This is a genomic window from Pseudomonas sp. IT-P4 (assembly GCF_949767755.1).
GTDB lineage: Bacteria > Pseudomonadota > Gammaproteobacteria > Pseudomonadales > Pseudomonadaceae > Aquipseudomonas > Aquipseudomonas monachiensis.
Window position 1 is genome coordinate 343,790 of sequence record NZ_CATKPX010000056.1, and the last position, 11,814, is coordinate 355,603.

An 11,814-nucleotide genomic window follows, 5' to 3' on the forward strand; every position below is an offset into this window, starting at 1 on the left:
AAGCCAGCGCGGACTTCACGACCGAAATAGTTTCTTACAGGCCTGGCAGGCGCTGGCGAATCTGTTCCACAACGGTATCGAGCGTCCCGCTTTCATTGGTCTGGACGCGCTTGCTGCAGAGGATTTCCGCAGGCGTCAGCGCTTCACGGCTGGTTTGCTGGGCTGCGATAACGGCCAGGGTGGCATCGGACGGGTCTTTCTTGTCTGCCTGGCGCATGGCCAGCCAGCTTTCGATCACGGCCTGTGGCGCATTGCAGTCGAGGATCAGGAAGGGCGCGCCGGTGGCTTCGGCAACCTTCGCTGCACTGTCACGCTGATCATGCTTGAGGTAAGTGGCATCGACCACCACCGGGAAACCCGCACGCAGAATGACGCCGGCGATTTCGTGCAGGCGGGCATAGGTCGCTGCACTGGCGTCGGCGCTATAGATGCCGGCCTGTACGTCGTTCTCGACGGTTTGCTCGCCGAACAGGCGCTTGCGCTCGACATCGGAACGCAGGCGGATCGCACCCAGGGCTTCGACCAGGCGCATTGCGACGTGGCTCTTGCCGACAGCGGAAACACCGTGGGTAATGGCCATGAAACGCGAAGGAATGGTGCTATAGCTTTCCGCCAGGTTGGCGTAGTTGCGGTACTGGCGCAGGGTGGTGGCGCGCTGCACCGCAGTGGCGTCGGCCGGCATGCTGAACAGGGCAACCTTGGCGCGAACCAGTGCGCGGTAGGCTTTATAGAAGTTCAGCAGTTCGAGGCCGCGATAGTCGCCGGTCAGCTCCAGGTACTGGCTGATGAAGCGGCGCGCCAGGCACTTCAAGCCGCGATCTTCCAGGTCCATCGCCAGGAAGCCGGTGTCGGCGTAAACGTCGGTAAAGCGAAACGGTTCGTTGAATTCGATGCAGTCGAAGATCACGACCTTGCCGTCGATCACGGTGGCGTTACCCAGGTGGATATCACCGTGGCATTCACGAATGAAACCTTCGGCCTTGCGCTGGGCGAGCAGCGGCTTTAGGCGCTCGAAGCTGCTTTCTGCCCAGGCTTGCAGGGCGTCGAGTTGCAACAGGTCGGCTTTATCGCTGAGGAACGGGCGGATCTGTTCGAAGTTCTGCCGCACCGGCGCCATGACACTGTCCGGGGTGCCGGCTTCGTGCCCGGCCGGCACCTTCGGTGCGTTGAGGTGGAAGCGGGCGATTTGCTCGGCCATCTCGTCGATGTGCGCGGTGGTCAGTTCGCCATTGGCTTGCAGGGTGCTGAGCAAGCCGGTTTGCGGGAACTGGCGCATCTTCAGTACGTATTCGATGGCCGGGCCTTCGCCGCCCAGTTGCGGAGCTTCGGCGCTGCCGGTGACGGGCAGCACTTCGAGGTACAGATCGTCGGTCAGGCGCTGGTTCAGGCGCAGTTCTTCAGCGCAAAAGTGTTCGCGAGCCTCAAGGCTGGTGAAGTCAAGAAAACCGAAATTGACCGGCTTCTTCACTTTATAGGCATAGGGGCCGGTGAGCAGTACCCAGGAAATATGGGTCTCGATGACCTGGAATCCCTCTACAGGATGCGGGTAGAGGGCAGGGTTTTGCAGGGCAGCGATCAGGGACTGGCTCACAGGCGATCCTTCAGAGTCTGGGAAATTCAAGGCCGTCATTATGGCTGCAAGTCCGCCTGACGCAAACCTCGGAGCGCTCCTGTTGAGGATGAATAAAGTGCGTATAATCCGCCGCCATGACTCGTACTCGAACTCCCCGCACCCCAAAAAAACCACCCTCCAAGGGCCTGCGCCCGTGGCTGGGCTGGGCCATTAAACTCAGTCTGGTCGCCCTTGTGGTGCTGGCCGGATTCGCCGTTTACCTTGATGCAATCGTCCAGGAGAAGTTCTCCGGCAAGCGCTGGACCATCCCGGCCAAGGTTTACGCGCGCCCGCTCGAACTGTTCGTCGGACAGAAGCTGAGCCGGGATGATTTCCTGACCGAACTCGATGCCCTGGGTTATCGCCGTGAAAGCGTGGCCAATGGTCCGGGGGCGGCGTCGGTCAATGGCAATACCGTTGACCTGAACACCCGCGGCTTCCAGTTCTATGAAGGCATGGAGCAAGCACAACCGGTGCGGGTGCGTTTCTCCGGCGATTACGTGGCCGAGTTGGCGGGTGCAAAAGGCTCGAAGCTGTCGGTGGTGCGCCTGGAGCCGCTGTTGATCGGTGGCCTGTACCCGAAAAACCTCGAAGACCGGATTCTGATCAAGATCGATCAGGTGCCGCCGTACCTGCTTGAAACGCTGGTGGCGGTCGAGGATCGTGATTTTTATCATCACTTTGGTGTTTCGCCGAAGTCGATCGCCCGTGCAATCTGGGTCAACGGTTCGTCCGGGCGCATGCGTCAGGGCGGCAGTACCCTGACGCAACAGTTGGTCAAGAACTTCTACCTGACCAACGAGCGCAGCCTGAGCCGCAAACTCACCGAAGCGATGATGGCGCTGCTGCTTGAACTGCATTACGACAAGCCCGAAATTCTCGAGGCTTACCTCAACGAAGTGTTTATCGGGCAGGACGGTCAGCGCGCGGTGCATGGTTTCGGCCTGGCCAGCCAGTTCTTCTTCAGCCAGCCGCTGGCCGAGCTCAAGCTGCATCAAGTCGCGCTGCTGGTGGGCATGGTCAAGGGGCCTTCTTCCTATAACCCCCGTCGTTATCCGGAGCGTGCCCTCGAGCGGCGCAACCTGGTGCTCGATGTGCTGCAAGAGCAGGGCGTCGCGACTGCCGAGCAGGTTGAGGCGGCGAAGAAAATGCCTTTGGGCGTGACCAAGCGCGGCAGTCTGGCGGACAGTTCGTTCCCCGGCTTCCTCGATCTGGTCAAGCGTCAGCTGCGCGAAGACTATCGCGACGAAGACTTGACCGAAGAAGGGCTGCGCATCTTCACCAGCTTCGATCCGATCCTGCAGATGAAGGCTGAAGCTTCGGTCAACGACACCTTCAAGCGCCTGGCTGGGCGCAAGGGTTCCGATGACGTCGAAGCGGCAATGGTCGTGACCAACCCGGAGACGGGGGAGGTGCAGGCCATGATCGGCAGTCGCCAGGCCAGTTTTGCCGGGTTCAACCGGGCGCTGGATGCGGTACGGCCGATCGGCTCGCTGATCAAGCCGGCGGTTTACCTGACCGCACTGGAGAAACCAAGCCAGTACACACTGACCAGTTGGCTGTCGGACGAATCCTTTTCGGTCAAAGGCGCGGACGGTCAGGTCTGGAAGCCGCAGAACTATGATCGTCGTTCTCACGGTACAGTGTTCCTCTATCAAGGCCTGGCGCATTCCTACAACCTGTCGACCGCGCGTCTCGGTTTGGCGGTGGGTGTGCCGAACGTCCTGAAAACGGTGGAGCGCCTGGGTGTGACCCGTGAATTCCCGGCCTTCCCGTCGATGTTGCTCGGGGCCGGCGGCATGACGCCAATCGAAGTGGCGACCATGTACCAGACCCTCGCCAACGGCGGCTTCAATACGCCGATGCGCGGGATTCGCAGCGTGCTGACTGCCGAGGGCGAGCCGCTCAAGCGTTATCCATTCCAGATCCAGCAACGTTTCGATCCGGCCTCCATTTACCTGATCCAGAGCGCCATGCAGCGGGTGATGCGTGAAGGTACCGGCAGCTCGGTCTATAACGTGCTGCCAAGGACCCTGACCCTGGCGGGCAAGACCGGTACCAGTAACGACTCGCGGGACAGTTGGTTTGCCGGTTTCAGCCAGGACTTGCTGGCGGTGGTCTGGCTGGGTCGCGACGACAACGGCAAGACGCCATTCACCGGCGCCACAGGGGCCTTGCAGGTCTGGACCAGTTTCATGCGCAAGGCCGACCCGTTGCCGCTGGACATGCCGCAGCCGGATAATATCGTTCAGGCCTGGGTGGACTCGCGAACCGGGCAAGGTTCTGATGCTGGTTGCCCGGGTGCCGTGCAGATGCCGTATATTCGCGGCAGTGAACCACCTCCCGGTGCCGCTTGCGGTGGTGAAAACCCTGCAGAGTCGGTGATGGACTGGGTCAAAGGCTGGATGAATTAAGCAAAGAGGGTTTCAAGTGAACAAGTGGTTGATTCCAGCGGTTGCCGCCGTAGCTTTGCTCAGCGGTTGTTCCAGCGTACAACGTGGCTCGATTCCGGTTGTGGACTCCGGCACCGCCGTGTCCAACAGTGAGCGGATCTCGGCCAATGGCGGTTTCCGCCAGACGACCGTCAAGCGCCCAGCGCAGGGGCAGTCGCAGACCCAGGCGATTGCGCAGGGTGACAGCGGCGTAGTGGTGATGGTGCCAGGCGCGGCAACGACTTCGACGCCGATCAGCACCACGCCGATCACGCCGGGGCCGATTGACACGTCGCCGGTCCAATCGGCGCCGATCAATCAGGGCAGCTACAGCATGCCGTCGTCGCCAAGCGGGATTCCATCGGCCAGTTCGGGCGGACTTTCTGCCGACGAGCAGTTGGACGGCCCGGTATTGGCTTTGCTGACCACCGCTCAACAGCAACAGGCGAGCGGTGATCTTAATGGTGCCTCCTCCAGCCTCGAACGCGCCCAGCGCGTTGCACCGCGTGAGCCGCAGGTGCTTTACCGGCTAGCCCAGGTGCGCATGTCTCAGGGCGATGCCGCCCAGGCCGAGCAGTTCGCTCGCCGTGGGCTGACCCTTGCCAATGGCCGTCCAGCCCTTCAGGCCAACTTGTGGGAGCTGATTGGCCAGGCGCGCGAAAAGCAGGGTGACTCCCAGGGCGCGGCATTGGCTCGTCAGAAGGCCAAGGTAACGCTGTGATGGATGCGCGCTTTCTGAAAATCGCCGATCAACTGTTGTTGATCGAGCGCGAGTTGCGGGTGCAAGGATGGTGGGATGAGGTCTCGCCCTCTGCCGAAGCGCTTTCCAGTGTCGAGCCGTTTTCGGTCGACACACTGGATTTCGAGCAGTGGCTGCAATGGATCTTCCTGCCACGCATGAAGATGATCCTCGAGCAGGATTTGCCGCTACCCAACGCTTCGGGCATTCAGGAAATGGCTGAAATGGTCTTTGCCGGGCGCAATGTCCAGGGTAGGGATCGGCAGTTGCAGGTGCTGCTCAAAGAATTCGATCAGCTGATTACCGCGTCCCGCTGAGCCAGAAGCTGCCAGCGTCCGCTGGCAGTTGTTCACAATATCTGTCTATTTTGTCGGCCGTTGCAAGGTAAGTGCATTCGCGTGCCAATTTTTTGCTAAAAGTTGCGCAATCGAAGCTAACACAGGGCTGATTTACGGGTTTTTTCTTGCGTTCTCATGCGCTTAGTAGAATAAAGCACATAGACGACTTGACTTGCGAAGGACGAAACAGAAGAATCCAAAGTCCGCTGTACAGGGACTGCCAGAAGCAGACCCTCTCAGCAGATCATGAGGCGCATATCCGCGTCGACCTGTTACACCCGCAACGCGTTACCTCGCGCTGGGTGGGAAAGCCCCGCAACACTTGGGACGATCCCAATACTTGCTCAGTCAGTGCTGACGTAGTCGGCGACCACCGTCGCTCATGCTCTGCCGAGAAGTAAACCTATTAAGACCCGTTCCATTTTTCGTGGGCGGTATTCTGGCGTTTTAGAGGTGAGCAACGTGGAGCTTTTATCTGGCGGTGAGATGCTCGTCCGCTTCTTGCGTGACGAAGGCGTCAAATATATCTACGGGTACCCGGGTGGTGCTCTTCTTCATGTCTACGATGCCCTGTTCAAAGAACCGGAAGTGACCCACATCCTGGTTCGTCACGAGCAAGCGGCTACCCATATGGCTGACGGCTACGCCCGTGCCACCGGTAAAGCCGGTGTGGTACTGGTGACTTCCGGTCCTGGCGCAACAAACGCCATCACCGGTATCGCCACCGCCTACATGGACTCCATTCCGATGGTGATCATTTCCGGCCAGGTGCCTAGCACCATGGTGGGTACCGATGCGTTCCAGGAAACCGACATGATCGGTATCTCCCGGCCGATCGTGAAGCACAGCTTCATGATCAAGCACGCGTCGGAAATCCCGGAAGTCATGAAGAAGGCGTTCTACCTGGCGCAATCCGGTCGTCCTGGTCCGGTCGTCGTCGATATTCCGAAAGACATGACCAACCCGGCCGAGAAGTTCGAATACGTCTTCCCGAAAAAAGCCAAGTTGCGCTCCTACAGCCCGGCTGTTCGCGGTCACTCCGGTCAAATCCGCAAGGCGGCAGAAATGCTCCTGGCGGCCAAGCGTCCTGTGTTGTATTCGGGCGGCGGCGTGATCCTCGGCGGTGGTTCCGCACCACTGACCGAACTGGCGAAGATGCTCAACCTGCCAGTGACCAATACCCTGATGGGCCTCGGTGGCTTCCCTGGCACCGACCGTCAGTTCATCGGCATGCTCGGCATGCACGGCAGCTACACCGCCAACCTGGCGATGCACCATGCTGACGTGATCCTCGCTGTCGGCGCACGTTTCGACGACCGTGTCATCAACGGCGCGTCGAAGTTCTGCCCGAACGCCAAGATCATTCACATCGACATCGACCCGGCTTCGATCTCCAAGACCATCAAGGCCGACGTGCCTATCGTGGGTCCGGTTGAGAGTGTCCTGACCGAAATGGTCGCGATCCTCAAGGAAATCGGCGAGACCCCGAACAAGGAATCCGTTGCCAGCTGGTGGAAGCAGGTTGACGAGTGGCGCGGTGATCGCGGCCTGTTCCCGTATGACAAGGGCGACGGCAGCAAGATCAAGCCGCAGACCGTGATCGAAACCCTGTGCGAAGTGACCAATGGCGACGCCTTTGTGACCTCCGACGTGGGCCAGCACCAGATGTTTGCTGCGCAGTACTACAAGTTCAACAAGCCGAACCGCTGGATCAACTCCGGTGGCCTGGGCACCATGGGCTTCGGTTTCCCGGCGGCCATGGGCATTCAGTTGAGCTACCCGGATGCCGACGTCGCCTGTGTAACGGGCGAAGGCAGTATCCAGATGAACATCCAGGAACTGTCCACCTGTCTGCAATACGGTTTGCCGGTAAAAATCGTCATTCTGAACAACGGCGTTCTGGGTATGGTTCGCCAGTGGCAGGACATGAGCTATGGCAGCCGTCACTCGCACTCCTACATGGAGTCGTTGCCTGACTTCGTCAAGCTGGCTGAAGCCTATGGCCACGTTGGCGTGCGCATCACTGAATCGAAAGATTTGAAGTCGAAGATGGAAGAAGCGTTCGCCATGAAAGATCGCCTGGTGGTGATCGATATTTCGGTCGATACCAGCGAGCACGTCTACCCGATGCAGATCAAAGACGGCTCCATGCGCGATATGTGGCTGAGCAAGACGGAGCGTACCTAATCATGCGGCACATTATTTCCTTGCTTCTGGAAAACGAACCCGGTGCTCTGTCTCGTGTGGTTGGCCTGTTCTCGCAGCGCAACTACAACATCGAAAGCCTGACCGTGGCCCCGACCGAAGACCCGACACTGTCGCGTCTTACGCTCACCACGGTTGGTCACGATGAAGTCATCGAGCAGATCACCAAGAACCTGAACAAGCTGATCGAAGTGGTAAAACTGGTCGACCTGTCGGAGAGTGCTCACATCGAGCGCGAACTGATGCTGGTCAAGGTCAAGGCCACCGGCGCCCAGCGTGCCGAGATCAAGCGCACTACCGATATTTACCGTGGACAGATCGTCGATGTCAGCGCCAGCGTGTATACCGTTCAACTGACCGGTACCAGCGACAAGCTCGACAGCTTCATTCAGTCCATTGGCACCGCCTCGATTCTGGAGACCGTCCGTAGCGGCGTGACCGGCATTGCCCGCGGCGACAAAGTACTCAGCATCTAAACCAAATTAGCGAACGGCCTGAACGGCCTGATATAGGGGAAATTCATGAAAGTTTTCTACGATAAAGACTGCGACCTGTCGATCATCCAGGGCAAGAAAGTTGCCATCATCGGTTACGGTTCCCAGGGCCACGCTCAAGCGTGCAACCTGAAAGACTCCGGCGTTGACGTGACTGTCGGTCTGCGTAAAGGCTCGGCTACCGTTGCCAAGGCTGAAGCCCACGGCCTGAAAGTGACCGACGTTGCTTCCGCTGTTGCGGCTGCCGACCTGGTCATGATCCTGACCCCGGACGAATTCCAGTCCTCCCTGTACAAGAACGAAATCGAGCCGAACATCAAGAAAGGCGCCACCCTGGCCTTCTCCCACGGCTTCGCGATCCATTACAACCAGGTTGTGCCGCGCGCTGACCTCGACGTGATCATGATCGCGCCGAAGGCTCCAGGCCACACCGTACGTTCCGAGTTCGTGAAAGGCGGCGGTATCCCTGACCTGATCGCTATCTACCAGGACGCCTCGGGCAACGCCAAGAACGTCGCTCTGTCCTACGCTGCCGGTGTTGGCGGCGGTCGTACCGGCATCATCGAAACCACCTTCAAGGACGAGACTGAAACCGACCTGTTCGGCGAACAAGCCGTTCTGTGCGGCGGTACCGTTGAGCTGGTCAAGGCCGGTTTCGAAACCCTGGTTGAAGCTGGCTACGCGCCGGAAATGGCCTACTTCGAGTGCCTGCACGAACTGAAGCTGATCGTTGACCTCATGTACGAAGGCGGTATCGCCAACATGAACTACTCGATCTCCAACAATGCCGAATACGGCGAGTACGTGACCGGCCCTGAAGTCATCAACGCCGAATCCCGTCAGGCCATGCGCAACGCCCTGAAACGTATTCAGGACGGCGAATACGCCAAGATGTTCATCAGCGAAGGCGCTACCGGCTATCCTTCGATGACCGCCAAGCGTCGTAACAACGCCGCTCACGGTATCGAAATCATCGGCGAGCAACTGCGCTCCATGATGCCGTGGATCGGTGCCAACAAGATCGTCGACAAAGCCAAGAACTAAGTCACGCACTTGTACGAAAAACGCGGCTTAGGCCGCGTTTTTTCGTTTGGGGGGCCGGTTCTGGTATAAAGCTGCATCGTTTGCGGCCGAACCGTCGTCCCAGACACCTGTCCAAACTTTCCACCCCGTTGCAAGGTAATGTCCATGAGCGAACGCCCCGAAGAGCCAAACCAGGCTTCTGACGCCGAAAGCCTGCTGCCCATCGATGAGCATGTCGAAGAAGGGCATGACGCGGAAGGTCGTAAAGTCCGGCATCGTGGTATCTATCTTCTGCCGAATCTGTTCACTACTGCGAACCTGTTCGCAGGGTTCTATTCCATCATCAACTCGATGAGTGCCCAGGCGGCCTTGAGTGCTGGAGACTCGGCCAATGCGAGCAAGTATTTCGCGTTCGCGGCCATCGCGATTTTTGTCGCCATGGTGCTCGATGGTCTTGATGGGCGCGTGGCTCGCATGACCAATACCCAGAGTGCCTTCGGTGCCGAGTACGACTCGTTGTCGGACATGGTTGCCTTTGGTGTTGCCCCTGCATTGCTGGCTTTCGGTTGGGCCTTGGGTGACATGGGCAAGGTTGGCTGGATGGTCGCCTTCATCTATGTGGCGGGCGCGGCATTACGTCTCGCACGCTTCAACACCCAGGTCGGCACCGCGGACAAGCGCTACTTCATCGGTCTGGCCAGTCCTGCCGCTGCAGGTGTGGTTGCAGGTATCGTCTGGGCGTTCAGCGACTACGGCATCCAGGGTTCCAAGATGTCTTTCCTGGTTGCGCTGATGGTGGCGGCGGCCGGCATGCTGATGGTCAGCAACATCAAGTACAACAGCTTCAAGGAACTGGACCTGAAGGGGCGAGTGCCTTTCGTGGCGATCCTCGCAGTAGTGTTGGTGTTCGCGGTTGTTTTCAGTGATCCGCCGCGCATCCTGCTGCTGGTCTTCCTCGCCTATGCCGCGTCCGGTCCGGTTCAATACCTGTTACATCTTCGTCGGCGTAAAAGCGTCGAGTGATGTAATTTCCCCCATACTCCGCAGTCTGTTGGTGCATCTGTTCTCCAATACTGCGGAGTAGCCATGCTGATCAAAGTCACTAAAGCATCCGACTGCCATGAGTCGGATGTCACGCCTGAATCCATCTATCTTTCTCGACGCAATGTATTGAGTGTTGCTGTTACCGGTTTGGCCGTGAGCGGTCTTCCTCGGTGGGCGGCTGCCGACAATGTGGCGCGTTATGCGGATGTCGAGCCAGGCAAGGCGCCTGTCTGGTTCAGCGAAAAACTTTCCTCGGTCAAGTGGGGGGCAGTTGTCGTCAAGGATGAGGCGATCACGCCGTTCAAGGACGCGACCCACTACAACAACTTCTACGAGTTCGGCACTGATAAAGGTGATCCGGCTGCGAATGCCGGCACACTGAAGACTGAACCGTGGTCTGTGGTGGTGGATGGGGAGGTGGGCAAGCCCGGGCGGTATGCCCTCGAAGACTTCATGAAGCCGTATCAGCTGGAGGAGCGAATCTACCGACTGCGCTGCGTGGAAGCCTGGTCGATGGTCATTCCCTGGATCGGTTTCCCGCTCTCGGCTTTGCTCAAGGAGGTAGAGCCGACCGCGAAAGCCAGATTCATCCGCTTCGAAACCCTGCAGGATCCCAAAAGCATGCCGGGCCAGCGCTCCGGTTTTGCCTTGATCGACTGGCCTTATATAGAGGGGCTGCGACTGGATGAGGCCATGAATCCGTTGGCGATTCTCGCTGTGGGGATGTACGGGCGTGTATTGCCAAATCAGAACGGCGCGCCGTTGCGTCTGGTCGTGCCCTGGAAGTACGGGTTCAAAAGTATCAAGTCCATCGTGCGCATCAGTCTGGTCGGCGAGCAGCCGAAAACCACCTGGCAGAGCATTGCGGCGGATGAATATGGCTTTTATGCGAACGTGAATCCCACCGTTGATCATCCTCGCTGGACTCAGGCCCGTGAGCGCCGCCTGCCTAGTGGCTTGTTCAAGCCCAATGTGCGCGACACGCAATTGTTCAACGGCTATTCAGAGGAAGTCGCCTCTCTATATACGGGGCTCGACCTGAGGAAGAACTACTGATGCGCTATCCGTTTTGGCGTGTCGGTGTCTTTGTCGTGGTGCTGGTGTGGCCGCTGCTGTGGTTGTACCAGGCCCTGGAGGATGTTCTCGGGCCGGATCCGGGCAAGGTGCTGGTCGACCGGCTGGGTTTGGGGGCGCTTGTTCTGCTGCTCGTCATCTTGAGTTTGACGCCTTTGCAGAAACTCACGGGTTGGGCAGGGTGGAATGTCGTGCGACGACAGTTGGGATTGTGGTGCTTTGCCTATGTGCTGCTCCACCTCAGTAGTTATTGCGCATTCATACTTGGGTTTGATTGGTCGCAGCTGGGTGTCGAGTTGCGCAAGCGGCCTTACATTATTGTAGGGGGGGTGGGTTTTCTTGGTTTGCTGGCATTGGCGGTGACTTCCAATCGATACAGTCAGCGACGATTGGGTGCCCGCTGGAAGAAGTTGCATCGCTTGGCGTATGTCATTCTCGGGCTTGGATTACTGCATATGCTCTGGATTGTGCGCGCCGACCTGAAGGAGTGGGTGATCTATGCATCTACAGGTGCATTACTGTTAGTGCTGCGGCTACCGCCTTTGGCGCGTCGAATCCCGCGTCTAATGGCTAAAAAGGGCTCTTCTGCCAAAAAGGCGTAAATAGTGGTTGACGGCAGATTCTGGAGGCCTATAATTCGCCCCACTTCCGGCGCAGTCGAAACGGAAAACTCCTTGATAAACAAAGAGTTACGCAGTTTTCGACAGCAGGTTGCTTCAGTTCATCGAAGCCGAAAGGAAGTTGAGAAAGAGGTGTTGACAGCAGCGTGTAACGCTGTAGAATTCGCCTCCCGCTGACGAGAGATCTGAAGCGCAAGTGGTTGAAGTTGTTAAGGATTTCCAAGCGAAACTTT

Annotated in this window: 10 protein-coding genes; 9 read left to right on the top strand and 1 reads right to left on the bottom strand. The window is 58.5% G+C overall.

The features are described 5' to 3' along the window. Nucleotides 1-34: 34 nt before the first annotated feature. Nucleotides 35-1,591 carry an AAA family ATPase gene (locus ACM6IT_RS22935; RefSeq protein WP_414918743.1) on the bottom strand — a complete coding sequence of 519 codons (1,557 nt, stop codon included), beginning with the start codon at nt 1,589-1,591 and terminating at the stop codon, nt 35-37. A gap of 116 nt (nt 1,592-1,707) precedes the next feature. On the opposite strand from ACM6IT_RS22935, the gene mrcB reads away from it, so the two are divergent. The 9 genes from mrcB (at nt 1,708) to msrQ (ending at nt 11,563) form a co-directional block, all read left to right on the top strand. Then, nucleotides 1,708-4,026: a penicillin-binding protein 1B gene (gene mrcB / locus ACM6IT_RS22940; RefSeq protein ID WP_056728615.1), complete on the top strand. Its 2,319-nt coding sequence runs from the start codon at nt 1,708-1,710 to the stop codon at nt 4,024-4,026. A 16-nt stretch (nt 4,027-4,042) separates the two neighbouring features. After that, entirely contained in the window at nt 4,043-4,765 is a 723-nt protein-coding gene (locus ACM6IT_RS22945; RefSeq protein ID WP_414918744.1) for a hypothetical protein, read from the top strand. Continuing rightward, the gene (locus tag ACM6IT_RS22950; RefSeq protein ID WP_056728612.1) at nt 4,765-5,100 is read left to right on the top strand and encodes a YqcC family protein; all 336 of its coding nucleotides are present in this window, start codon (nt 4,765-4,767) and stop codon (nt 5,098-5,100) included. Before ACM6IT_RS22945 ends, ACM6IT_RS22950 begins: the two co-directional genes overlap by 1 nt. A 483-nt stretch (nt 5,101-5,583) precedes the next feature. Further along, nucleotides 5,584-7,308, top strand: a complete 1,725-nt coding sequence (locus ACM6IT_RS22955; RefSeq protein ID WP_008053903.1) for an acetolactate synthase 3 large subunit — start codon at nt 5,584-5,586, stop codon at nt 7,306-7,308. A gap of 2 nt (nt 7,309-7,310) precedes the next feature. Then, nucleotides 7,311-7,802, top strand: a complete 492-nt coding sequence (gene ilvN, locus ACM6IT_RS22960; RefSeq protein ID WP_003176102.1) for an acetolactate synthase small subunit — start codon at nt 7,311-7,313, stop codon at nt 7,800-7,802. Nucleotides 7,803-7,847: 45 nt separating this feature from the next. Beyond that, nucleotides 7,848-8,864, top strand: coding sequence for a ketol-acid reductoisomerase (gene ilvC / locus ACM6IT_RS22965; RefSeq protein WP_003228216.1), 1,017 nt, complete (start codon nt 7,848-7,850; stop codon nt 8,862-8,864). Nucleotides 8,865-9,008: 144 nt separating this feature from the next. Continuing rightward, nucleotides 9,009-9,866 carry a CDP-diacylglycerol--serine O-phosphatidyltransferase gene (pssA, locus tag ACM6IT_RS22970; RefSeq protein WP_056728609.1) on the top strand — a complete coding sequence of 286 codons (858 nt, stop codon included), beginning with the start codon at nt 9,009-9,011 and terminating at the stop codon, nt 9,864-9,866. A 63-nt stretch (nt 9,867-9,929) separates the two neighbouring features. Beyond that, the gene (msrP, locus tag ACM6IT_RS22975; protein ID WP_414918745.1) at nt 9,930-10,943 is read left to right on the top strand and encodes a protein-methionine-sulfoxide reductase catalytic subunit MsrP; all 1,014 of its coding nucleotides are present in this window, start codon (nt 9,930-9,932) and stop codon (nt 10,941-10,943) included. After that, complete coding sequence (msrQ, locus tag ACM6IT_RS22980) at nt 10,943-11,563, top strand: protein-methionine-sulfoxide reductase heme-binding subunit MsrQ (RefSeq protein WP_414914882.1); 621 nt, start codon at nt 10,943-10,945, stop codon at nt 11,561-11,563. The genes msrP and msrQ overlap by 1 nt, the downstream gene beginning before the upstream one ends. The last annotated feature ends 251 nt before the right edge of the window (nt 11,564-11,814 follow it).

Bases quoted from the DNA above. Each gene is read 5' to 3' on its own strand.
- mrcB (WP_056728615.1), top strand. From the start codon at position 1,708: ATGACTCGTACTCGAACTCCCCGCACCCCAAAAAAACCACCCTCCAAG.
- ACM6IT_RS22950 (WP_056728612.1), top strand. From the start codon at position 4,765: ATGGATGCGCGCTTTCTGAAAATCGCCGATCAACTGTTGTTGATCGAG.
- ilvN (WP_003176102.1), top strand. From the start codon at position 7,311: ATGCGGCACATTATTTCCTTGCTTCTGGAAAACGAACCCGGTGCTCTG.
- ilvC (WP_003228216.1), top strand. From the start codon at position 7,848: ATGAAAGTTTTCTACGATAAAGACTGCGACCTGTCGATCATCCAGGGC.
- pssA (WP_056728609.1), top strand. From the start codon at position 9,009: ATGAGCGAACGCCCCGAAGAGCCAAACCAGGCTTCTGACGCCGAAAGC.
- msrP (WP_414918745.1), top strand. From the start codon at position 9,930: ATGCTGATCAAAGTCACTAAAGCATCCGACTGCCATGAGTCGGATGTC.
- msrQ (WP_414914882.1), top strand. From the start codon at position 10,943: ATGCGCTATCCGTTTTGGCGTGTCGGTGTCTTTGTCGTGGTGCTGGTG.